24 protein-coding genes are annotated in these 23,363 nt (G+C 58.9%); 6 read left to right on the top strand and 18 right to left on the bottom strand.

Going from position 1 to position 23,363, the window contains the following annotated elements; translation table 11 throughout:
* Positions 1-38 precede the first annotated feature (38 nt).
* Positions 39-2,129, bottom strand: coding sequence for a mechanosensitive ion channel family protein (locus BT204_RS21565; protein WP_072448212.1), 2,091 nt, complete (start codon positions 2,127-2,129; stop codon positions 39-41).
* A 188-nt stretch (positions 2,130-2,317) separates the two neighbouring features.
* On the opposite strand from BT204_RS21565, the gene BT204_RS21560 reads away from it, so the two are divergent.
* From BT204_RS21560 to BT204_RS21545, 4 genes are read left to right on the top strand one after another with little or no spacing between them, the layout of a single operon-like run.
* Positions 2,318-3,244, top strand: coding sequence for a DUF72 domain-containing protein (locus BT204_RS21560; protein WP_072448210.1), 927 nt, complete (start codon positions 2,318-2,320; stop codon positions 3,242-3,244).
* A complete protein-coding gene (locus tag BT204_RS21555) occupies positions 3,241-4,017 on the top strand; it encodes an endonuclease/exonuclease/phosphatase family protein (protein ID WP_032895083.1) in 777 nt (258 codons plus the stop codon). The genes BT204_RS21560 and BT204_RS21555 overlap by 4 nt, the downstream gene beginning before the upstream one ends.
* Complete coding sequence (clsB, locus tag BT204_RS21550) at positions 4,014-5,276, top strand: cardiolipin synthase ClsB (protein WP_072448208.1); 1,263 nt, start codon at positions 4,014-4,016, stop codon at positions 5,274-5,276. Before BT204_RS21555 ends, clsB begins: the two co-directional genes overlap by 4 nt.
* Positions 5,266-6,231, top strand: coding sequence for a lysylphosphatidylglycerol synthase domain-containing protein (locus tag BT204_RS21545; RefSeq protein WP_054896947.1), 966 nt, complete (start codon positions 5,266-5,268; stop codon positions 6,229-6,231). Before clsB ends, BT204_RS21545 begins: the two co-directional genes overlap by 11 nt.
* Before the next feature lie 113 nt (positions 6,232-6,344).
* Here BT204_RS21545 and BT204_RS21540 read toward each other — a convergent pair whose 3' ends face one another.
* From BT204_RS21540 to BT204_RS21530, 3 genes are all read right to left on the bottom strand, one after another.
* Positions 6,345-7,100 carry an alpha/beta hydrolase family protein gene (locus BT204_RS21540; RefSeq protein ID WP_019818878.1) on the bottom strand — a complete coding sequence of 252 codons (756 nt, stop codon included), beginning with the start codon at positions 7,098-7,100 and terminating at the stop codon, positions 6,345-6,347.
* Positions 7,090-8,199 carry a DUF3182 family protein gene (locus BT204_RS21535; protein ID WP_072448206.1) on the bottom strand — a complete coding sequence of 370 codons (1,110 nt, stop codon included), beginning with the start codon at positions 8,197-8,199 and terminating at the stop codon, positions 7,090-7,092. The genes BT204_RS21540 and BT204_RS21535 overlap by 11 nt, the downstream gene beginning before the upstream one ends.
* A 169-nt stretch (positions 8,200-8,368) precedes the next feature.
* Positions 8,369-9,340, bottom strand: a complete 972-nt coding sequence (locus tag BT204_RS21530; RefSeq protein ID WP_054918190.1) for a GlxA family transcriptional regulator — start codon at positions 9,338-9,340, stop codon at positions 8,369-8,371.
* A gap of 96 nt (positions 9,341-9,436) precedes the next feature.
* Here BT204_RS21530 and BT204_RS21525 point away from each other — a divergent pair, with 96 nt between their 5' ends.
* Complete coding sequence (locus tag BT204_RS21525; RefSeq protein ID WP_057975594.1) at positions 9,437-10,000, top strand: cysteine hydrolase family protein; 564 nt, start codon at positions 9,437-9,439, stop codon at positions 9,998-10,000.
* Between the two features lie 21 nt (positions 10,001-10,021).
* Here BT204_RS21525 and tam read toward each other — a convergent pair whose 3' ends face one another.
* From tam to BT204_RS21510, 3 genes are all read right to left on the bottom strand, one after another.
* On the bottom strand, positions 10,022-10,783 hold the full coding sequence (tam, locus tag BT204_RS21520; protein WP_072448204.1) for a trans-aconitate 2-methyltransferase: 762 nt from the start codon (positions 10,781-10,783) through the stop codon (positions 10,022-10,024).
* A gap of 185 nt (positions 10,784-10,968) precedes the next feature.
* Positions 10,969-11,484, bottom strand: a complete 516-nt coding sequence (locus BT204_RS21515) for a single-stranded DNA-binding protein (protein ID WP_003232445.1) — start codon at positions 11,482-11,484, stop codon at positions 10,969-10,971.
* 9 nt (positions 11,485-11,493) lie between these two features.
* Positions 11,494-12,888 carry an MFS transporter gene (locus tag BT204_RS21510; protein ID WP_014720149.1) on the bottom strand — a complete coding sequence of 465 codons (1,395 nt, stop codon included), beginning with the start codon at positions 12,886-12,888 and terminating at the stop codon, positions 11,494-11,496.
* 178 nt (positions 12,889-13,066) lie between these two features.
* Here BT204_RS21510 and uvrA point away from each other — a divergent pair, with 178 nt between their 5' ends.
* Entirely contained in the window at positions 13,067-15,901 is a 2,835-nt protein-coding gene (gene uvrA, locus BT204_RS21505) for an excinuclease ABC subunit UvrA (RefSeq protein ID WP_054918198.1), read from the top strand.
* A 66-nt stretch (positions 15,902-15,967) separates the two neighbouring features.
* On the opposite strand, the gene bfr is transcribed toward uvrA, so the two are convergent.
* The 11 genes from bfr to rpmD all read right to left on the bottom strand — a co-directional run bounded on the left by bfr (position 15,968) and on the right by rpmD (position 23,362).
* Positions 15,968-16,432 (bottom strand): bacterioferritin, encoded by a 465-nt coding sequence (gene bfr / locus BT204_RS21500; RefSeq protein ID WP_003176400.1) that lies wholly within the window; start codon positions 16,430-16,432, stop codon positions 15,968-15,970.
* 155 nt (positions 16,433-16,587) lie between these two features.
* Entirely contained in the window at positions 16,588-18,036 is a 1,449-nt protein-coding gene (locus BT204_RS21495; RefSeq protein WP_072448202.1) for a catalase, read from the bottom strand.
* Between the two features lie 237 nt (positions 18,037-18,273).
* A complete protein-coding gene (gene rplQ / locus BT204_RS21490) occupies positions 18,274-18,660 on the bottom strand; it encodes a 50S ribosomal protein L17 (protein ID WP_003176402.1) in 387 nt (128 codons plus the stop codon).
* Positions 18,661-18,701: 41 nt separating this feature from the next.
* Positions 18,702-19,703 carry a DNA-directed RNA polymerase subunit alpha gene (rpoA, locus tag BT204_RS21485; protein ID WP_003176403.1) on the bottom strand — a complete coding sequence of 334 codons (1,002 nt, stop codon included), beginning with the start codon at positions 19,701-19,703 and terminating at the stop codon, positions 18,702-18,704.
* A gap of 22 nt (positions 19,704-19,725) precedes the next feature.
* Entirely contained in the window at positions 19,726-20,346 is a 621-nt protein-coding gene (gene rpsD / locus BT204_RS21480; protein ID WP_003176404.1) for a 30S ribosomal protein S4, read from the bottom strand.
* 18 nt (positions 20,347-20,364) lie between these two features.
* Complete coding sequence (gene rpsK, locus BT204_RS21475; protein WP_002555466.1) at positions 20,365-20,754, bottom strand: 30S ribosomal protein S11; 390 nt, start codon at positions 20,752-20,754, stop codon at positions 20,365-20,367.
* 30 nt (positions 20,755-20,784) lie between these two features.
* Positions 20,785-21,141, bottom strand: a complete 357-nt coding sequence (gene rpsM / locus BT204_RS21470; RefSeq protein ID WP_003194635.1) for a 30S ribosomal protein S13 — start codon at positions 21,139-21,141, stop codon at positions 20,785-20,787.
* A gap of 129 nt (positions 21,142-21,270) precedes the next feature.
* Positions 21,271-21,387, bottom strand: coding sequence for a 50S ribosomal protein L36 (gene rpmJ, locus BT204_RS21465; RefSeq protein ID WP_002555468.1), 117 nt, complete (start codon positions 21,385-21,387; stop codon positions 21,271-21,273).
* Positions 21,388-21,415: 28 nt separating this feature from the next.
* Positions 21,416-22,744 carry a preprotein translocase subunit SecY gene (secY, locus tag BT204_RS21460; protein WP_003194637.1) on the bottom strand — a complete coding sequence of 443 codons (1,329 nt, stop codon included), beginning with the start codon at positions 22,742-22,744 and terminating at the stop codon, positions 21,416-21,418.
* Positions 22,745-23,182, bottom strand: a complete 438-nt coding sequence (rplO, locus tag BT204_RS21455) for a 50S ribosomal protein L15 (RefSeq protein WP_003176407.1) — start codon at positions 23,180-23,182, stop codon at positions 22,745-22,747.
* A gap of 3 nt (positions 23,183-23,185) precedes the next feature.
* On the bottom strand, positions 23,186-23,362 hold the full coding sequence (rpmD, locus tag BT204_RS21450; protein WP_003176408.1) for a 50S ribosomal protein L30: 177 nt from the start codon (positions 23,360-23,362) through the stop codon (positions 23,186-23,188).
* Position 23,363: the final 1 nt, after the last annotated feature.

Genomic DNA, 23,363 nt, shown 5'->3' with positions numbered 1-23,363 from the left:
GGGGCTTGCTCCCGATGGGGCCAGGACAGCCACCTTCATCATTGAGACCTGGGCTGCTCCGTCAACACCACCGCCTCCTGCTCATGCTCCTGCGCCACACGCTTAGGCAACAACACCTGCTGTGGATAAGTTTGCGCAAAATGCACCTCATCACAGTTATCCACAAGCTTTTTCAAGCGCTGATTAAACGCACGGCTGACAGCGTATTGGCCACCCGAAACCGTGCGGAACTGCGCCGTGAGCACCACGCCATTGAGGTCCATCTTGTCCACCCCGAACACCTCCAACGGCCCTTGCAGGTTGTACTTGAGGAACACATCGTCGCGAATCGACTGGCCGGCCTCGCGGATCAGCTCCACGGCCCTGTCCACGTCAGTGTCGTAGGTGAACTGCACCGAGAAGAAGGCATAGGCGAATTGACGGGACTGGTTGGTGACCGCCTTGATCTGCCCGAACGGCACCGAATGCACAAACCCCTTGCCATCACGCAGGCGCAGGGTGCGGATGGTCAGGCCCTCCACGGTGCCGGCGTGACCAGAGTCGAGCACCACCCAATCGCCGATGGACAGGGTGTCTTCGATAATGATGAACAGGCCAGTAATCACGTCCTGCACCAGTTGCTGGGAACCGAAACCGATCGCCAGTCCCACCACCCCGGCGCCCGCCAGCAACGGCGCGACATTGATGCCCAGATTGGCCATGGTGGTGATCGCGCAGATCACCACCAGGATGATCTTCACTGCATTGCGCAGCAGCGGCAGGATGGTTTTGACCCGGGTACTGGGCTGGCGACTGGAGCGCTTATTCACGGGTGGTTTGAGGGCTTCCTGGATCGCGGTGTCGAGCACCACCCAGAACAGCCAGGTCACCAACAGGATCAGGCCGATGCTGCTGAGGGAGTCACTGATGGCCCGCCCCACCGAGTTGCGCTGGGCGAATTCGAACAGCGAAACACCCCAGATACGCCCGAGTATCTCGATAAACGCAATGGCCATGGCGATACGCAAAATCGCGTGCAGCAAACTCAGGAAGCGTTCCTTGTAGGCACTGCTGCGTTGGATCGATACCTGGCTGCGGGACTTGAACAGGTGTTGCAGCACGGTGCTGAGAAACACCGTGCCGATCAGTAACAAAGTGGTGAGCAGCGCGCAGCGCAGGGCCTCTTGGTTGTCGTCACCGGCACCGATCAGGTTGACCACCGACACCAGCACCATCAACAGAATCGGCCAGTACCAGAGCCCGGAAAACACCCGCAGCGACTGTTGCAATGCTGGATGTTTGAGGCGCTGGGCCAGTGGCCGGTTGCGGATCAAATGGGCCACCGGCCGCCGCAGGCGTACCACCAGCACGCCAAAGATGACCGCGGCAAACAGGCCGGTAAACACGGCGATGCTGCTGGTGATATTGCCGCCCAACTGACGAGCGATTTGCGGGCTGGTCAGCGCATCGCTGAGGGCCGCGAGAAAGCCGATCAGGAACAGCGGCTTGGGGCAATAGTCACGAATGATCTGCACGGCAGGCCGCTTGTGCCCGACGTTGAACATGACAATGACGCACAGCAACAGCGAGGAGGAAAAGATGCCACTGCTGGTGGCGTAGGCAAAACACAGTGCCAGGGCTCGGCCGACAGACGCAGGTAAAAAGTGACTGACATAAAGCGTCAGCGGCAGGCAGATCAGCGCTGGAATCGTGTAGGGCACCACATAGCCCAGCAAGCCTTGCAGCCGTTGACGCCGCGCAAGGAACGGGCGGCGGCTCGTGCGTTGCACAACCAGACGCCCAAGCATCGTCAACAGGGTAAAGGCACCGGCCCACACGCCGGACAACAGCAGGAAATCGCCGGCCACGCTCCAGGGCGAGCGTGCGGCTGTCTGGTCTACCAGGCGTCCGACTTCGTCTGCGGCGCGATCAGCACGCAGGCGCCAGGCGTCGATGAGGTTCTGGTCGAGGTCGAGCTTGTTCTGCACGTCGTCGATGCTGGAGCTGATGGCCCCGAGCAACCCGCCCTCCACCAGCAGCTCCGGCTTGGCCGGTGTGTCGGCAGCAGGCGCAGAGGCCGCGGCCTGCAATGCGCCATTGCCGCAGAGCAGCAGCGCGCCGAGCAGTAATGCAGTCTTTAAATTCAGCAAAACAGCAAGCTCCTTCAGCAGGGTCTGTAAGGAACTGACGAGCTGGGGCCTTTATCGTTCCCTGCATTTGCAATGCCCCTCCCGCATTTCACCCCTATTACCGCCTGTAGGAATGTGGAAACTTTCAGCCAAATAGCGCAGTCATCCCATAACGGAGGTCACCTCACCCACCATCCACGGGAGTAAACATGGCGGCGATTCACATCGGCATTTCCGGCTGGCGCTACACGCCCTGGCGCGGGGACTTTTACCCCGAAGGGCTGACCCAGAAACGCGAGTTGCAGTTTGCGTCACGCGCCGTCAACAGCATCGAAATCAACGGCTCGTTCTACGCGCTGCAAACCCCCAAGCGCTACGCCGAGTGGTATGCCGATACGCCCGAAGGTTTCCTGTTCAGTGTCAAGGCGCCCCGTTTCATCACGCATATCCTGCGCCTGCGGGACGTGCACAAGCCGATGGCGAATTTCTTCGCTTCCGGCGTGCTGGAACTCAAAGAAAAACTCGGCCCCATCCTCTGGCAGTTTCCGCCCAGCTTCAAATTCGACGCCACGCTGTTCGAAACCTTTTTGGCTGAATTACCTACCGATACCCAGCAGGCAGCCGCCCTCGCCCGCCAGCATGAGCCACGCCTGAACGGCAAGGCGAGCATGAAGGCCTATGCCAAGAAGCCTTTGCGCCATGCCGTGGAGATTCGCAACAAGAGTTTTGCCGTGCCGGAGTTCATCCAATTGCTGGATAAGCACGGTGTGGCGCTGGTGGTCGCGGACACTGCCGGCAAGTGGCCGTACATGGAAGACGTGACCGCTAACTTCATGTACCTGCGCTTGCACGGCGACAAGCAGTTATACGCCAGCGGTTATAGCGCCGAAGCGCTCCAGCGCTGGGGTGACCGCATTGAGCGCTGGGCCCAGGGCAAGCAACCTGCCGATGCACACCTCGTCGACCCGCACCACACACCCCGCAGGCGTAAACACCGTGACGTGTTCTGCTTTTTCGACAACGACATCAAAGTTCGCGCCCCCTTCGATGCACGCCAATTGCTGCAACGTTTCGGGCTGGACCAACACCTGCTCACCGAACCTGGCCGGCTGCCGGAACCAGGAGTATTGCCATGACGCATCCAGAGCTGATCCCCACCCCGCCGACCACCGCCATCACCCGTTTCACGGTGCTGACGGTTAATATCCACAAGGGTTTCACCGCACTGAATCGCCGTTTCATCTTGCCCGAGCTGCGTGAAGCGGTGCGCAGCGTGGGCGCAGACATGGTGTTCTTGCAGGAGATCCATGGCACTCACGAACGCCATCCCCAGCGCTACAGCGACTGGCCAAAAATGCCGCAGTATGAATTCCTGGCCGACAGTATCTGGCCGCAATTTGCCTATGGGCGCAATGCGGTGTACCCCCATGGCGATCATGGCAATGCACTGCTGTCGAAATTCCAGATCATCCGCTACGACAACCTCGATATTTCGCAAAGCGGCCATGAAAACCGCGGCCTGCTGCATTGCGTGTTGCGCCTGCCGGGCAGCGGCCAGCAGGTGCACGCGATCTGCATCCACCTGGGCTTGCGCGAGGTGCACCGCCAACAACAATTGCGCTTGCTGGAACAACGTATCAGCGAGATTCCCGCCGATGCGCCGTTGGTGGTCGCTGGCGATTTCAACGACTGGCGGCAAAAAGCCGACCTGAGCCAAAGCGGCCTGCAGGAAGTGTTCATGCACACCCTCGGCAAACCGGCGCGCACCTTCCCGGCACGCCTGCCGTTGCTGCCGCTGGACCGCATTTATGTGCGCAACCTGACGGTGCACAACCCTCGCGTGCTCACCACTCGTCCCTGGTCCCATTTATCAGACCATGTGCCGCTGTCGGTGGAGGTTGAGCTATGAACGTTGCGGTAGACCATATCGCCACAGACCAACCGCCAGATGACAGCAAGGCGCGAGATCTGGATTACGGCTGGCAGAGCGGCAACCAGGTGGTGTTGCTGGAGAACGGCGAGGCGTACTTTCCTGCCGTGTTCGAGGCATTGCGCAGCGCCGAGCGCGAGATCCTGCTGGAGACCTTCATCCTTTTTCAAGACAAGGTCGGCTTTGAGCTGCACAGCATCCTCATCGAGGCGGCCAAGCGTGGGGTAAAGGTGGTGGTCAGCCTCGACGGTTTTGGTTGCGGCGAGCTGAGCCCGGGCTTCCTGCGGGAGTTGGCCGAAGCCGGGGTGATGGTGCAAATGTTCGACCCGGCGCCCAAGACCTTCGGCATACGCACTAACTGGTTTCGCCGCCTGCACCGCAAGATTGTGGTGGTGGATGCCCGTGTGGCGTTTATCGGCGGGATCAATTTTTCTGCTGACCACTTGGCGGATTTCGGCTCCGAAGCCAAGCAGGATTACGCCGTGCAGGTGATCGGCCCGGCCGTGGCCGACCTGCACCATTTCGCCCTTGCCCAAAGTGGCCGCCAGGTGCGCAGCCGTCGCGGTTGGCGGCGGCGCCAGCAGCGGCCTTCACCCTGGACGAACGAGCCAGGCGACGGCTTGGTACGCCTGATCTATCGCGACAACATCCAGCATCGTGACGACATCGAAGACGCGTATATCCACGCCTTGAGCCAGGCCCGGCAGCGGGTGGTGATCGCCAACGCGTACTTCTTCCCCGGCTATCGCCTGCTTCGCGAGATCCGCAACGCGGCGCGCCGTGGCGTGCAGGTGCAATTGATCATGCAGGGCCAGCCCGACGTGCTGTTGGCAAAACTTGCCGCGCGCATGCTCTATGACTATCTGCTCAAGGATGGCGTGGTGATTCACGAATACTGCCAACGCCCACTGCACGGCAAGGTGGCGCTGGTGGATGACGAATGGAGCACCGTCGGTTCGAGCAACCTGGACCCACTCAGCCTGGCATTGAACCTGGAGGCCAATGTGCTGATTTGCGACCGGGCTTTCAATCAGCAGCTCTACGAACGCCTGGAAGCCCTCGCCCACAATCATTGCCAGACCATGCCGGAAAAGCGCAAGCCACGCCTGTGGCTCTGGCGCCTGACCGTGGGTTTCCTGGTGTTTCATGTGATGCGCCATTTCCCGGTACTGGCCAGTTGGTTGCCGGCCCACAAACCGCGCTTGAAACCTTTTGAGGCCACGCCCCATGACGTCTGAAGCCCGCCCCCAAACGCAAGCCTCTGGGTTCAAGCGCTGGAAGAAACCGCTGACGATTGCGTTCTTCGTGCTGCTGATCGTGTTGTTTACCCTGCTCGCCCGGCGCATCGACTGGAGCGAAGTGTTCCAGACCCTGAGCGAGTTCAAGCTACGCACATTGTTCATCGCCGGCGCGCTGACGCTGTGCAGTTTTATCGTCTATGCCTGCTTCGATTTGATCGGCCGCACCTACATTCGCCAGCCGTTGCGTTGGAAGCAGATATTACCGGTGGGCATCATCAGCTACGCGTTCAACCTCAACCTCAGCGCCTGGGTCGGCGGCATCGCCATGCGGTATCGGCTGTATTCACGCCTGGGCGTGAGCACCAGCAATATCGCCAAGATCCTCGGCCTGAGCCTGGCCACCAATTGGTTCGGCTATATGGCGTTGGCCGGGGTGGTATTCAGCAGCGGGTTGGTGACCCTGCCGCCAGGCTGGAAGCTCAGCAGCGGCGCCTTGCAAGGCGTCGGGGTGTTATTGGTGATCGCGAGCCTGGGCTACCTGGCGGCGTGCCGGTTTTCGAAAAAGCGTGCGTGGTCGATTCGCGGTATCGAGATCAACTTGCCGTCGTTGCGCATGGCCTGTTTGCAGTTGGCCCTGGGTGCGTTGAACTGGTCATTGATGGCCGCGGTGATCTTTACCTTGCTGCCGGCCAAACTGGATTACCCACTGGTGCTGGGCGTGCTGTTGATCAGTGCGATTGCCGGGGTGGTCACCCATATCCCCGCCGGGTTGGGGGTGTTGGAGGCGGTGTTCATTGCGCTGTTGCAGCATGAGGCGTCGCGGGGGAGTTTGCTGGCCGGGCTGATCGCGTACAGGGCGATTTATTTTATCTGCCCGTTGTTGATTGCACTGGTGATGTATTTGGGGGTGGAGGCCAAGGCCAAAGCGTTGCGGGTTAAGAAAACTGCCTGATGAGACGGTGGTGACGGTGGAATCGCTATCGCGGGCAAGCCCGGCTCCCACAGGGGAATGCATTCCCAGGTGGGAGCCGGGCTTGCCCGCGATAGCGATCACAAGGGCAACGACTATCGAGCCTGAATGATGCTCAACCGCTCCCCCACCACCATCTCGGTAATCCAGTCCACCAGGATCGAGGTGTAGGCCTGTTGCGACACCGGGTCGCTCAAGGAATGGTCGGCGCCGTCGATGATGCGGTGGGTCAGGGAGTGGGTTTGCTGGCACGCCGCGCGGTAACTCATGATGGTGGCGTGGGGTACATGGTCGTCGGTTTCCGATTCGACAATCAGCACATCGCCGGTAAATTGCGCGCAGGCATGCAGGGCACGGTTGGTTTCGGCGTGCACGAGGGTGCCGCGGTAATCCATCAGGTCGGCTTTATCCAAGTCGCGCTTGGGCTTGAGCCATTCCTGGTCGCGGTACAGCGCCGGCACTCGCAGCGCCAGCCAACGTACCGGGCGCAATGAGGTGAGGATCGCTGCCAGGTAGCCGCCATAACTGGTGCCCACCACTGCCACCGCCGAGGTGTCGATAGCCGGGTGGGACAGCAGGCGGTCGTAGGCGGCCAGCAGGTCGCGCAGGTTGTCTTCGCGGGTGACGCGCGACAAAGGGATGCCGGTGCCAGCATGGCCACGCAGGTCGAAGGTCAGGCACACACACCCAAGGCCTGCGATACCTTTGGCCCGCTCCAGGTCGCGCTCCTGGCTACCGCCCCAGCCGTGCACGAACAACACGCCGGGCACTTTGGACTTGGGACTGAGGAATGTCCCGCTCATCTGTTCGTCGTCTATATCGATGGTGATGCTCTCGCTTCTAGCCGTCATAAGTCTTGACCGTCACATACTTGAGTAGAAAGTCGCTGTTTTCGGCCGGGCCTCGGTATACCTCGATGGCATCCGCCGGCAGCGCCTGGTCTACATAGGTTTCTACCGAGGACACACGGATGGCCTTAAGGCCCGGATGGTTGATAAAACTCTGCAACGCCGCGACTTCCGCGCTGCTGGCCCCGCCCATGCGCCAGGATTGTTCGAGCACACCACTGCGGCGCTGGCCTGTGCTGTCCAGGCCTTGGGCGATGTCGTAGTTGCGGCGCGAGGCGAAGAGGCCTGGGTAGGCCTCATTCGCAGCACGGTCGAAAACCAGCGCCTGTTCGATGGCCTCACGCACGTCTTCAGGCAGATCCAGTTTGAGCAGGGCAGCGTAATCACCGGGGACGACCAGCAGATCGGAACCGCCGTAGACCTCTTCCCCCTGCCCGTCTTGCGTCAGGTGCTGCTCGCCGCAGTAGCTGAAGAGGTGAGCGCCGATAAAGCTCTGGCCTACACTGTGGGTGACCACCGCGTGCAGGTCTTGTTCCAGCACCACACCTTCATTGAACATTCGGGCCGCTTCCGGGCGCGCCACTATCGCGTCGAACTCATCCAGGCTGTGGATAACTTCCTGCCCCCGCCCTGCACAGGCATTTACGGGTTTCAGACGAATCGGGCCGCTGTAGAGCAAGCGGGTCGCGGCAGGACGTGCATCCTCAAGGGCGAACACACTCACACCGTCCAACACCACGTCACGCACACGCTCGCAGAATGACGGCGACCAGCCTTCGGGCGCCTTGGCCTCGGGACTCAGCAGCCCGTGACTGATGGCTTTGGTGCAGATGAACGCGTGATCGACATAGCCGCCCCACAGATCTTGTGGCCCCTTGATATTGAGCTGGTGCGCTTGGGCTGGCCCGACCAGGGTTTGCGTGGGCAGCAGATACAATTCCCGACCCGCATGCAGGGCCGGGTCGTAACTGCCACCGAACTTGAGCCCCAGGATCTGCGCGAGCCAGCGTGCGAGGGCGCGGTTGGTCTCAATTTCATGCAGGGGCGCACCCTCTCGCATGGAGTGGGCGACCACCAACTTCTTGCGACTTATGGGGGTCATGCGGTCCCCTTTTCTATCAACCTTTGTGTAGCAGTGAGGTTGCATGGATCAGGCCAACGCTGGGATTGAGGGAAGAGCTGTTAAATCAATAATTTGCGCAAAAAGTGATGGCCGTTAGCCTGTTTTATTCTGCACGACCCGGGGCGACGCCTGCGGCGTTCTGCACGATTCAAACCCCGAAGCGGTTGCGGTAATCGCTGGGGGACAGGCCGGTGATTTTCTTGAAGATGGCGCGAAAGGCGCTGGGGTCCTGATAGCCCACGGTCCAGGCAATGTGATCGATCGTGCCGTTGGTGAACTCCAGCATCTGCCGCGCCTTGCCGACTCGCAGATGCTGACAGTACTCGGTGGGTTTCAGCCCGGTGGCGTTGCGAAAGCGGCGCAAGAACGTGCGCTCCTCCAGGTTCGCCTCCTGCGCCATCGCCGCCACGGACACATCCACCGCGCCACTGGCCTGCAGCCAATGCTGGACCTTGAGGACCGCACCATCACCATGCCTGAGAATCGGCGCAAAGTTGCTACCGCACTGGCTGGCACTGGCGCTGTGCTCGATCACCAGAAAGCGCGCAGTGTCAGCTGCAATGCTCGGCCCCATAAGCCGATCGACCAGGCGCAGGCCCAGCTCCGACCAGGCCATCAGCCCAGCGGAGGTGATCAGGTCGCCGTCATCGACAATAGGTTTATCCGCTTCCAGTCGCACCGCCGGGTAACAGGCCGCAAAAGACTTCGCGGAGGACCAGTGGGTGGTGGCACTGCGGCCATCCAACAGGCCGCTGCGCGCCAGCATGATCGAGCCGATGCACACGCCGCCCAGCACGGTGCCGCCCGCATGTTGCAGGCGCAGCCATTCCAGCAGCGCAGGCGGCGCCTGGTCTTCGGTGAACTCTGCAATCGAGGGCGGCACCAACACGGCCATCATCGGTTGCTCGGGGCCTGGGTGGCTGTCGAACGTGCGCGCGGGCGTGCCGTGGGCATCTACCTGCCAGTGGCTGACCCGCAGCAGCGGTAACTGCGCAGATTCATGCTCGGCGGCGATGCGGTTAGCGACCCCGAACAGGTCGGTCAGCCCGTGGACTGCGGCGAGTTGCGCGCCCTGGTAGATCAACACACCCAGCTCGACAGTGCTGCGTTGCGCGGCCATTGTCAGTTTTCCCCCTGTTATTGTCGGTGCAGCCAATTCTCGGTGTGATCGCCAGCTAAGATACTAGGCCCATCAACCCATCACGAGGCAACACACATGGCCAAGCAGGCGCTCATCCTAATCGATATCCAGAACGACTACTTCCCCCAGGGCAAGTGGCCGCTCGACGGCGTGGAAGCCGCAGCGGACAAGGCGGCGCAGGTGCTCCAGGCGTTTCGGCAGGCAGGCGATGCGGTGATTCATGTACGGCATGAGTTCGCTGGCGACGACGCACCGTTCTTCACACCGGGCTCCGAAGGCGCGCATTTGCATGCCAAGGTGCTCAACGAGGGCGATGAACCGGTGGTGCTCAAACACTTCGTGAATGCGTTTCGCCAAACCAACCTGCGCGAACTGCTGGAACAGCGCAGCATCACCGAGGTGGTGGTGGTGGGTAGCATGAGCCATATGTGCGTTGACGCCGTGGTGCGGGCGGCAGCGGACCTGGGCTACAAGGTTACGGTGATCCATGACGCCTGCGCGACCCGCGACCAGGAATTCAACGGCCAGGTGATTCCGGCGGCACAGGTGCACGGGGCGTACATGGCCTCCCTGGCATTTGGCTATGCGGGTGTAGTGTCGGCAGAGGAATATCTGAAAGCCCAAGCAGCGGCTGCGTGACCGCCACCTGGGCTGATCGCTTTAGCGTGTGGCAATGATGAACAGCCGCGGAAAGGGCAACAACACCGTGCCATCGGCCAGGGCTGGATAAGCCTGGGTAATTCGCGCCTGGTATTGCTGCAGGAAGGCGGCTTTTTCATCGTCCGTCAACGGCGCAAGAAAAGGCCGCAATGCCGAAGCCTTGAACCACTCCACCACCGCCGCGTGGTCCGCCAAGGGGTGTTGATAGGTGGTGCGCCACACGTCCACGGTACTGCAATGCTTGCTCAGCAGTTCGTAGTAGTAACTGGCGGTGTGCCGTTCATTGTGTTTGACCGCCCCTATCTTTGCCGCCCATGGGCCATCGGCCGCAACTTCACGGGCCAGGCGATGAGCGGGCTCGTCAAGGTTGTCCGGGGTTTGCACCGCTAGCGTACCGCCTGGGTTCAGTTGGTGGACCAAATGCGGGTAGAGCGTGGCGTGGTCGGGCAGCCATTGCAGCGAGGCATTGGCCAGAATCACATCCAAGCGTTGCGCAGGGTGCCAGGCGCCGATGTCCGCCAGCTCGAAGTTCAACCTGGGCAGGCGCTTGCGGGCGTCTACCAACATGTCATCGGAGCTGTCCATGCCAGTGACGTGCGCTTGGGGGAAACGCTCGGCCAGCACTTCCGTGGAGTTTCCCGGCCCGCACCCCAGGTCGACTGCGGTGCCCACGTCGGTGTTGGGAATTGCCGCAACCAGGTCACGGACGGGGCGAGTGCGCTGCTGTTCGAACATCGTGTACTGCTTGGCGGACCAGGTCATCACAGCCTTCCTTCTTTGTTAGAGGTGGCGCCAGCCTAAATCTTGTGAGTCATGAGAACAAATGCTGGAGTTGGTGTGCTGCCTGTACAAAGGCACCCCGCGCGCGACGCCTGCACGTCGACCATAAAAAAACCCCGATGCTTTCGCTATCGGGGGTTTTGTTTGTTCAGGGTCGGTCTTGGACCTTAGAACGGGATATCGTCATCAAAGCTGTCGAAATCCGGAGCCGGTTGCGGAGCAGCCTGTTGTGGTGCTGGGCGCGACTCACGCTGTGGCTGCTGGCTTGGCTGCGGACGCGACTGCTGTGGGCGCGGTGCCGAGTTGGACATGCCGCCCTGGCCCTGTTGGTCGCCCTGTGGACGGCCGCCCAGCAGTTGCATGGTGCCTTGCATGTCGACCACGATTTCGGTGGTGTAACGCTTGATGCCGTCTTTTTCCCACTCGCGGGTTTGCAGTTTGCCTTCGATGTACACCTGCGAACCTTTGCGCAGGTATTCACCGGCGATCTCTGCGACCTTGCCGAACATCGACACGCGGTGCCATTCGGTCTTCTCGACCTTCTGGCCGGTCTGCTTGTCGGTCCACTGTTCGCTGGTCGCCAGGCTCAGGTTGGTCACGGCGTTACCGTTAGGCAAGTAGCGAACTTCGGGATCCTGGCCGCAAGTACCGACCAATATGACTTTGTTAACCCCACGGGCCATAACGTTCTCCTAGGCTGGGCGCGCTGTTGGCACTGGGTTGACCAGTTGCTCGAGCGTCGCGCGATCCAATAATTCGGTGTCCAATTTGATGTAAATGGCCGCCTCTTCAGCGACCACGACTGCATCCGTTACCCCTACGACAGCCTTCAGGCGCTCTACCAGGCCGGCTTCGCGGATCGCTTCGGGCGATAGCGGCAAACGCAGACTGGTGACGTAGGGAGGTTCGCGCATGGTAACAGCAAAGACCAGCCAAAGTGCAGCCAGCCCGGCGCATCCGAGGAACACAACCGACAAACCGCCATGCTGGAACATCCAGCCGCCCATGATGCCGCCCAACGCGGAACCCAGGAACTGGCTGGTGGAATACACCCCCATGGCCGTGCCCTTGCCGCCTGCCGGTGAAACTTTACTGATCAGTGACGGCAACGACGCTTCGAGCAGGTTGAAGGCGGTGAAAAACACCACCGTACCGATCACCAATGCTCGCAGGCTGTCGCCGAACTGCCAGAAGAATAGTTCAGTGAGCATCAATGTCGCGACGGCGCCGAGTAAAACTCGTTTCATTTTGCGTTTCTTCTCGCCATAGATGATGAACGGGATCATGGCGAAGAACGAAATCAACAGCGCAGTGAGGTAGACCCACCAGTGCTGCTCCTTGGGCAGGCCGGCTTTTTCCACCAGGGCCAGGGGCAAGGCGACGAAGCTGCACATCAGCATGGCGTGTAATACGAAGATACCTAAATCCAGGCGCAGCAGGTCCGGGTGCTTGAGCGTGGGAAGCAACGCCTTGCGTGCGACGCCCGATTCACGATGCTGCAGGGTACCGGTGGAGCGCGGCACCATAAAGGCAACGATCAGGATGCCAAACAACGCCATGCCGCCCGTGGCCAGGAACAGCCCATGCAAGCCGAACGCGCGCGTGAGCAAGGGCCCGACCACCATGGCCACGGCAAACGACAGGCCGATGGTCATGCCGATCATCGCCATGGCCTTGGTGCGGTGTTGTTCGCGGGTCAGGTCCGACAGCAGCGCCATCACGGCGGCGGAAATCGCACCGGCGCCCTGCAGGATGCGGCCGGCGATCACGCCCCAGATCGAATCGGATTGGGCCGCTAGCACACTGCCAAGGGCGAATACGATCAGCCCGAGATAGATCACCGGGCGACGGCCAATGCGGTCGGAAATAATCCCGAACGGGATCTGGAAAATCGCCTGGGTCAGGCCATAGGCACCAATCGCCAGGCCGATCAAGGCGGGGGTCGCACCTGCGAGATCCATCCCATAGGTGGCCAGCACTGGCAACACCATAAACATGCCCAGCATACGGAAGGCGAACACCAGGGCCAGCCCGCTTGCCGCTCGGGTCTCGCCGCTACTCATGCGTTCGCTGTGGGGATCGTGCATGGAAAAACCTCGTGTGAACCGGCGGCGATTCTACCAGTCCCATCGATTGAGAGGGTATATGCGGCGCTTTGCCGCGCAGCTTTCATGTAAGGCTGCAGGCGGCGTTTTGACAGTGTATATTCATCCAGTCTTTAGCCGTATACTCCGGCATCATTTACGCCCGCCGTGCGAGGCCATCTTGGACAAGATCCTGATTCGTGGGGCTAGAACCCACAACCTGAAGAACATCGACCTGACCCTGCCCCGGGACAAACTGATCGTCATCACCGGCTTGTCCGGCTCCGGCAAATCGTCCCTGGCGTTCGACACGCTGTATGCCGAAGGTCAGCGTCGCTATGTGGAATCGCTGTCGGCCTACGCCCGGCAGTTCCTGTCGATGATGGAAAAGCCCGATGTCGACACCATTGAAGGCCTGTCGCCGGCTATTTCCATCGAGCAGAAATCCACGTCCCACAACCCGCGCTCCACCGTGGGTACCATTACCGAGATCTACGACTACCTGCGCCTGCTCTACGCACGCGTGGGTATCCCCCGCTGCCCGGACCACGATATCCCCCTGGAAGCCCAGACCGTCAGCCAGATGGTCGACCTGGTGCTGGCCCAGCCCGAAGGCGCCAAGCTGATGCTGCTGGCGCCTGTCATTCGCGAGCGCAAGGGCGAACACCTGTCGGTCTTCGAAGAGCTGCGTGCCCAGGGCTTTGTACGTGCGCGCATCAACGGCAAGCTCTACGAGCTGGACGAAGCGCCGAAGCTGGACAAGCAGAAAAAGCACTCCATTGATGTGGTGGTCGACCGATTCAAGGTGCGTGCCGACTTGCAACAGCGTTTGGCGGAATCGTTCGAAACCGCGCTGAAGCTGGCCGATGGCATTGCCCTGGTAGCGCCGATGGATGACGAGCCGGGCGAAGAGATCATCTTCTCCGCGCGCTTTGCGTGCCCGATCTGTGGCCATGCCATCAGTGAGCTGGAACCCAAGCTGTTTTCCTTCAACAACCCGGCCGGCGCCTGCCCGACTTGCGACGGCCTGGGTGTGAAGCAGTTTTTCGATATCAAGCGCCTGGTCAATGGTGACCTGACCCTGGCCGAGGGGGCGATACGCGGATGGGACAGACGTAACGTCTACTACTTCCAGATGCTTGGGTCGTTGGCCTCCCACTACAAGTTCAGCCTGGAAGTACCGTTCAACCAACTCCCGGCAGACCAGCAGAAGGTCATTCTAAATGGCAGCGGTTCGCAGAATGTCGACTTCAAATACCTGAACGATCGCGGTGATATCGTCAAGCGCTCGCACCCGTTCGAAGGCATCGTGCCGAACCTGGAACGCCGTTACCGCGAAACCGAATCGGCGAGCGTGCGCGAGGAGCTGGCGAAGTTCCTCAGCACACAGCCATGCCCGGATTGCCGTGGCACGCGCCTGCGCCGTGAAGCCCGGCATGTATGGGTGGGCGAGAAGACCTTGCCTGCAGTAACCAACCTGCCGATCGGCGATGCCTGTGAATACTTTGGCGTGCTGAAGCTGACCGGTCGTCGTGGCGAAATTGCCGACAAGATCCTCAAGGAGATTCGCGAGCGGTTGCAGTTCCTGGTCAACGTGGGCCTGGACTATCTGTCGCTGGACCGCAGTGCCGATACCCTGTCTGGCGGTGAGGCACAGCGCATTCGCCTGGCCAGCCAGATCGGCGCGGGCCTTGTGGGCGTGCTGTATATCCTCGACGAGCCGTCGATTGGCTTGCACCAACGAGATAACGACCGCCTGCTGGGCACGCTGAAACACCTGCGCGATATCGGCAATACCGTGATCGTGGTGGAGCATGATGAAGACGCTATCCGCCTGGCGGACTACGTGGTCGATATCGGCCCCGGCGCGGGCGTGCATGGTGGCCATATCGTTGCTGAAGGCACGCCTGCCGAGGTGATGGCACATCCTGATTCACTGACCGGCAAATACTTGTCGGGGCGTGTGAAGATTGAAGTACCCGCCAAGCGAACGCCGCGTAACAAGAAGATGGCGCTGCATCTCAAGGGCGCGCGCGGGAACAACCTGCGCAATGTCGACCTGGAGATTCCGCTGGGCCTGCTGACCTGCGTGACCGGTGTTTCCGGTTCGGGCAAGTCGACGCTGATCAACAACACCCTGTTCCCACTGAGTGCCACCGCCCTGAATGGCGCGACCACCCTGGAAGCGGCGGCTCACGACAGCATCAAGGGCCTGGAACATCTGGACAAGGTGGTCGACATCGACCAGAGCCCGATTGGGCGTACGCCTCGCTCCAACCCAGCCACCTACACCGGGCTGTTTACCCCTATCCGTGAGTTGTTCGCTGGCGTGCCAGAGTCGCGCTCACGGGGTTATGGGCCGGGCCGCTTCTCGTTCAACGTCAAGGGCGGCCGCTGTGAAGCGTGCCAGGGCGATGGCCTGATCAAGGTGGAAATGCACTTCCTGCCGGACATCTACGTGCCGTGCGATGTGTGCAAGAGCAAGCGCTACAACCGCGAGACCCTGGAGATCAAGTACAAGGGCAAGAGCATCCACGAGACCTTGGAAATGACGATCGAGGAAGCTCGCGAGTTCTTCGACGCAGTGCCGGCGCTGGCGCGCAAGCTGCAGACGCTGATGGATGTGGGCCTGTCGTACATCAAGCTGGGGCAGTCAGCGACCACGCTGTCGGGTGGCGAGGCGCAGCGGGTCAAGCTGTCTCGCGAGCTGTCCAAGCGTGATACCGGCAAAACCTTGTATATCCTCGATGAGCCGACCACTGGCCTGCACTTCGCGGATATCCAGCAGTTGCTGGACGTACTGCACCGCTTGCGGGACCACGGCAATACCGTGGTGGTGATCGAGCACAACCTTGATGTGATCAAGACTGCCGACTGGCTGGTAGACCTGGGGCCAGAAGGTGGTTCTAAGGGTGGCCAGATCATCGCAGTGGGCACTCCGGAGCAGGTTTCCGAAATGCCTCAATCGCACACCGGTTACTACTTGAAACCGTTGCTGGAACGCGACAGGGCCTGATTTTTTCATCGCCCAATAAAAAGCCCCTGCCACTTTGCGGTGACAGGGGCTTTTTGTAACCGGGAATCAGAACTGCGATTGCAGGTAATTCTCCAGGCCGATCAACTTGATCAGGCCCAACTGCTTTTCCAGCCAGTAGGTGTGATCTTCTTCGGTGTCATTCAACTGCACCCGCAATATTTCGCGGGTGACATAGTCGTTGTGCTGTTCGCAAAGCTCGATGCCCTTGCAGAGTGCGGCACGTACCTTGTACTCAAGGCGAAGATCGGCAGCGAGCATGTCTGGCACTGTGGTACCCACGTCCAGATCATCAGGACGCATACGCGGCGTGCCTTCGAGCATCAGAATGCGGCGCATCAGGGCGTCAGCGTGCTGTGCCTCTTCTTCCATTTCGTGGTTGATACGCTCATAGAGCTCGGTAAAGCCCCAGTCTTCGTACATACGCGAATGGATGAAATATTGGTCACGAGCTGCCAGTTCGCCCGTCAGCAACGTGTTGAGGTAATCGATTACGTCGGGGTGACCTTGCATCGCCCTACATCTCCCTGCTTGAAAGACTGTAGTTTGAACCATGCTGACTTGAAGGTCACGGGACAAACGGCAGAAAAGTGAAGATTTCCGGAGAAAAGTAGCTGAAATAACGCAAAAACCGCCCAAATGAGGGCGGTTCTGCTTATCGTTTAGAGTCAGTTAAGCGATACACCCAATGCCTTTGCAATTGCTTCTCCATAAGCCGGGTCGGCCTTATAGAAGTGCTGCAGTTGACGCTGGACCACATCGCTGGAAACCCCAGCCATTGCGCCCGCGATGTTATTGGTGAGCAACGCTTTTTGCTCATCATTCATCAGACGGAACAGCGCACCGGCGTGGCTGTAGTAGTCCGTATCTTCGCGGTGATCGTAACGATCGGCGGCGCCGCTCAGGGCCAGTGCTGGCTCTGCATATTGCGGGGCTTGTTTTGGTGCGTCGACATAGCTGTTTGGCTCGTAGTTCGGAGCCGCCCCACCATTGCTGCCGAAAGCCATGGAACCGTCACGCTGGTAGCTGTTAACCGGGCTACGTGGCGCGTTCACCGGCAGTTGCTGGTGGTTAGTGCCGACACGGTAGCGGTGAGCATCTGCGTAGGCGAACACCCTACCTTGGAGCATACGGTCTGGGGACAGGCCAACGCCTGGGACCATGTTGCTTGGGCCAAATGCAGCCTGCTCAACTTCTGCGAAGTAGTTTTGCGGATTACGGTTGAGCTCCAGCTCACCCACTTCAATCAACGGGAACTCTTTTTGCGACCAGGTCTTGGTCACATCAAACGGGTTCTCGTAATGGGCATTCGCCTGTGCCTCGGTCATGATCTGGATGCACACGCGCCATTTGGGGAAGTCACCGCGCTCGATTGCACCAAACAGATCGCGCTGGGCGTAGTCAGGATCGGTACCCGCCAAGCGGGCAGCCTCGGCCGGCGCCAGGTTCTTGATGCCTTGCTTGGTCTTGTAGTGCCACTTCACCCAATGACGCTCGCCCTGGGCATTGATCAGACTGTAAGTGTGGCTGCCGAAACCATGCATGTGGCGATAGCCGTCCGGGATGCCACGGTCCGAAAACAGAATGGTGACCTGATGCAGCGCCTCTGGTGAGTGCGACCAGAAGTCCCACATCATCTGCGCGCTTTTCAGGTTGCTCTGCGGCAGGCGTTTCTGGGTGTGGATAAAGTCCGGGAACTTCAGCGGATCACGGATAAAGAACACAGGGGTGTTGTTACCGACGATGTCCCAGTTACCTTCCTCGGTGTAGAACTTCAAGGCGAAACCACGTGGATCGCGCTCAGTGTCGGCCGAACCGCGCTCCCCACCCACCGTGGAGAAACGCAAGAACGTAGGGGTCTGCTTGCCAACGGACTCGAACAATTTGGCGCTGGTGTATTGGGTAATGTCTTTTGTCACCGTGAAGGTACCGAAGGCACCCGAACCTTTGGCGTGCACGCGACGCTCAGGGATGTTTTCACGGTTGAAGTGAGCGAGCTTCTCGATCAGGTGAAAATCGTCGAGCAGCAAGGGGCCACGAGGGCCGGCGGAACGTGAGTTCTGATTGTCCGCAACGGGCGCGCCGCTGGCGGTGGTAAGGACTTTATTCTGGCTCATGCGCATCTTCCTCAGGTCGGGCTTGAAACTGCCGGCTAATCGGCTTGGAGGGAGTATTGACCATCCACATGACACCTACAAATTCATTAAATTGTAGGCTTCAATAGAAAATAACTACCAACATGCCCGACGCTCATAGTGAAGCGTGTCGCCTGAAGATTCTTGTACGCAACGCGCTTTTGTTACGCGCACAAAAAACCGGGCACTAGGCCCGGTTCTTCGTTGCAGCTTGTCGTATTACTCGGCGCTTACAGCTTCGCCGGCAGTAGCACGATCAACCAACTCGACGTACGCCATAGGCGCGTTGTCGCCAGCGCGGAAACCGCACTTGAGGATGCGCAGGTAGCCGCCCTCACGGGTAGCGTAACGCTTGCCCAGGTCGTTGAAGAGCTTACCAACGATAGCTTTCGAACGAGTACGGTCGAAAGCCAGACGGCGGTTAGCCAGGCTGTCTGTCTTGGCCAAAGTGATCAGCGGCTCAGCAACGCGACGCAGTTCTTTAGCTTTCGGCAGTGTAGTTTTGATCAGCTCGTGCTCGAACAGCGACACCGCCATGTTTTGGAACATGGCCTTGCGGTGCGAGCTGGTACGGCTCAGGTGACGACCACTTTTACGATGACGCATGGTTCATTCCTTACCAAACTCACGTTCGGTGATTACGACGATCAGGCAGTCGCCTTGTCGTCCTTCTTAAGACTTGCAGGCGGCCAGTTGTCGAGGCGCATGCCGAGGGACAGACCGCGGGAGGCCAGAACGTCCTTGATTTCAGTCAAGGATTTCTTGCCCAGGTTCGGAGTCTTCAACAGTTCTACTTCGGTGCGCTGGATCAGGTCACCGATGTAGTAAATGTTTTCCGCCTTAAGGCAGTTAGCCGAACGTACAGTCAGTTCCAGATCGTCAACCGGGCGAAGCAGGATCGGATCGATCTCGTCTTCCTGCTCGATTACCACTGGTTCGCTGTCACCTTTGAGGTCGACGAACGCAGCCAACTGCTGTTGCAGAATGGTTGCAGCGCGGCGGATAGCCTCTTCAGGATCCAGGGTACCGTTGGTTTCCAGATCAATAACCAGCTTGTCCAGGTTAGTACGCTGCTCGACACGGGCGTTTTCCACCACGTATGCGATACGGCGAACCGGGCTGAACGAAGAGTCAAGCTGCAAGCGACCAATGCTGCGGCTTTCGTCTTCATCGCTCTGACGCGAGTCGGCCGGTTCATAACCACGACCACGAGCTACAGTGAGCTTCATGTTCAGGGCGCCGTTAGACGCCAGGTTAGCGATTACGTGATCGGGGTTAACGATCTCGACATCATGATCCAGCTGAATATCGGCAGCGGTAACCACCCCCGAACCCTTCTTCGACAAGGTCAGCGTAACTTCGTCACGGCCGTGCAGCTTGATAGCCAGACCTTTAAGGTTCAACAGGATTTCAATTACGTCTTCCTGTACACCTTCGATGGCGCTGTACTCGTGGAGCACACCGTCAATCTCGGCCTCGACTACTGCACAGCCGGGCATTGAGGACAACAGGATGCGGCGCAGCGCGTTGCCCAGGGTGTGGCCAAAACCACGCTCGAGAGGCTCGAGAGTAATTTTAGCGCGGGTTGGACTGACAACCTGCACATCAATGTGGCGGGGTGTCAGGAACTCATTTACCGAAATCTGCATGGATGCACCTATTTTCTAGCCCTTACTTGGAGTAGAGCTCGACAATCAGGCTTTCGTTGATGTCGGCGGACAGATCACTGCGAGCAGGAACGTTCTTGAAAACGCCCGACTTCTTCTCAGTGTCTACTTCTACCCATTCTACGCGGCCACGTTGGGCACACAGATCGAGAGCTTGGACAATGCGAAGTTGGTTTTTTGCTTTCTCGCGAACTGCGACCACGTCACCAGCACGAACCTGGTAGGACGGAACGTTTACGGTCTGACCGTTAACGCTGATCGACTTGTGCGATACCAGCTGACGGGATTCGGCACGAGTCGAACCAAAGCCCATACGGTATACAACGTTGTCCAAACGGCATTCGAGCAGTTGCAGCAGGTTTTCACCGGTTGCACCTTTCTTGCCAGCAGCTTCTTTGTAGTAGCCGCTGAACTGACGCTCGAGAACGCCGTAGATACGACGGACCTTCTGCTTTTCACGCAGTTGGGTGCCGTAGTCGGACTGGCGACCGCGGCGTTGGCCGTGGATACCAGGTGCTGCTTCAATGTTGCACTTCGATTCGATCGCGCGCACGCCGCTCTTCAGGAAGAGATCGGTGCCTTCGCGACGAGCGAGTTTGCATTTTGGACCAATGTAACGAGCCATTCTTTACAATCTCCTGGATTACACGCGGCGCTTCTTCGGCGGACGGCACCCGTTGTGCGGGATTGGCGTCACGTCGGTGATGCTGGCGATCTTATAGCCACAGCCGTTCAAAGCACGGACAGCAGACTCACGACCTGGACCTGGACCTTTGACGTTAACGTCGAGGTTTTTCAGGCCATATTCCAGCGCAGCTTGACCAGCACGTTCAGCAGCTACTTGAGCAGCAAACGGGGTGGACTTGCGGGAACCGCGGAAACCCGAACCACCGGAGGTAGCCCAAGAAAGCGCGTTACCTTGACGGTCGGTGATGGTCACGATGGTGTTGTTAAAAGATGCATGGATGTGGGCGATGCCATCAACCACTGTCTTTTTAACTTTTTTACGAGGACGAGCAGCAGGTTTTGCCATGATAATTTTCCTGTCGATTCGCTGGGGCGATTACTTGCGGATCGGCTTACGCGGACCTTTACGGGTACGCGCGTTAGTCTTGGTACGCTGACCGCGTACTGGAAGACCACGACGATGACGCAGACCGCGATAGCAACCGAGGTCCATCAAACGCTTGATTTTCATGTTGATTTCGCGACGCAGGTCACCTTCAGTGGTGAACTTCGCCACTTCGCCACGCAGCTGTTCAATCTGCTCGTCGCTCAGATCCTTGATCTTAGCGGCTGGGTTTACCCCAGCAACCGCGCAAATTTTCTGCGCAGTAGTGCGACCAACACCATAGATGTAGGTCAGCGAGATAACAGTGTGCTTGTTATCTGGAATGTTAACGCCTGCAATACGGGCCATTCAGTGGGACTCCAATTGACAGCTACCTACGCCCCGGAAGCCAAGAAATAGGGCGCGAGATAATATCGCTGTAATAACAAATAATCAACCCGGCAGCGCACTAGCTGCCGGGCTTCAAGCGGATCACACTCAGCCTTGGCGCTGTTTGTGACGCGGTTCCGCGCTGCAAATTACTCGAACAACACCTTCGCGGCGAATAATCTTGCAGTTACGGCACAGCTTTTTCACCGATGCACGAACTTTCATCACCAACTCCTCGAACCTTATGGGGTACTCAGCGCAACATGCCGCTGCCGTAGCCCTTCAGGTTGGCTTTCTTCATCAGGGATTCGTACTGGTGCGAAACGAGGTGCGATTGTACTTGGGACATGAAGTCCATCACAACCACGACCACGATCAGCAACGAGGTCCCGCCAAGGTAGAACGGAACGTTTGCTGCAACCACCAGGAACTGGGGCAACAAGCACACGGCCGTCATATATAGAGCACCGAACAGGGTCAAACGGGTCAGAACGCCATCAATGTAGCGTGCCGACTGCTCACCTGGACGGATGCCCGGAATAAAGGCACCGGACTTCTTCAGGTTTTCCGCTACGTCTTTCGGATTGAACATCAACGCCGTATAGAAGAAGCAGAAGAAAATAATCCCTGCACTAAACAGCAGAATATTCAACGGCTGACCAGGAGCGATCGACTGAGAGAGGTCCTGCAGCCAGCCCATATTTTCAGACTGACCAAACCAGGTACCCAACGAAGCCGGAAACAGCAAGATGCTGCTCGCGAAAATTGCCGGAATAACACCGGCCATATTCACTTTCAGCGGCAAGTGGCTGGTCTGCGCAGCAAAGACCTTACGGCCCTGCTGACGCTTGGCGTAGTGAACAGCAATACGACGCTGGCCACGCTCAATGAACACCACAAAACCGATAATCGCTACTGCCAGCAAACCGATGGCAACCAAGGCGAAGATATTGATATCACCCTGACGCGCAGACTCGAAAGACTGCCCGATTGCTCTCGGAAGACCGGCGACGATACCTGCGAAAATCAACATCGAGATACCGTTGCCAACACCACGCTCAGTAATCTGCTCACCCAGCCACATCATGAACATCGCACCAGCCACAAACGTGGATACCGCGACGAAATGGAAGCCAAAGTCACCAGTGAACGCAACGCCCTGCCCTGCCAGGCCAACGGACATGCCGATAGCTTGAACCAGGGCGAGGACGACAGTGCCGTAGCGGGTGTACTGGCTAATCTTGCGACGGCCAGCTTCACCTTCCTTCTTCAACTGCTCCAGCTGCGGGCTGACGGCTGTCATCAGCTGCATGATGATCGATGCCGAGATATACGGCATGATCCCCAGTGCAAAGATGCTCATCCGCTCCAGCGCGCCGCCGGAAAACATGTTGAACAAGCTAAGAATGGTCCCCTCATTCTGTCGAAACAGGTCTGCGAGTCGGTCCGGGTTGATACCTGGAACCGGGATGTGTGCGCCTATTCGGTAGACGATAATCGCCAGGAACAGAAAACGCAGACGAGCCCAAAGTTCAGACATACCGCCTTTGCCGAGCGCTGAGAGAGCACCTTGCTTAGCCATTTATTCCTCGAACTTGCCGCCAGCTGCTTCGATAGCCGAACGCGCACCTTTGGTGGCGCCGATTCCCTTGCCGATAGTGACAGCGCGAGTCACTTCACCGGACAGCATGATTTTCACACGCTGTACGTTGACGTTGATCACGTTGGCATCTTTCAGGGTCTGCACAGTAACGATGTCGCCTTCCACTTTAGCCAGCTCGGACAGACGCACTTCTGCGCGATCCATGGCTTTCAGGGATACGAAACCGAACTTGGGCAGGCGACGATGCAGCGGCTGTTGACCGCCTTCAAAGCCTGGAGCAATGGTGCCACCGGAGCGGGAGGTTTGACCCTTGTGGCCACGGCCACCGGTCTTACCCAAACCACTACCGATACCACGGCCCGGACGATGCTTTTCGCGACGGGAACCCGGCGCTGGACTCAGATCATTGAGTTTCATCGATTAACCCTCTACACGCAGCATGTAGTAAGCCTTGTTGATCATCCCGCGATTCTCGGGAGTATCCTGGACTTCTACAGTGTGACCGATGCGACGCAGACCCAAACCTTTAACGCACAATTTGTGGTTAGGGATGCGGCCGGTCATGCTTTTGATCAGCGTTACTTTAACGGTAGCCATG

Source organism: Pseudomonas sp. NFPP02 (genome assembly GCF_900119355.1).
In the GTDB taxonomy this organism is placed as follows: domain Bacteria; phylum Pseudomonadota; class Gammaproteobacteria; order Pseudomonadales; family Pseudomonadaceae; genus Aquipseudomonas; species Aquipseudomonas paracarnis.
Note: the sequence above shows the minus strand (reverse complement) of the source record. Positions and strands in the feature narration are given on the sequence as shown.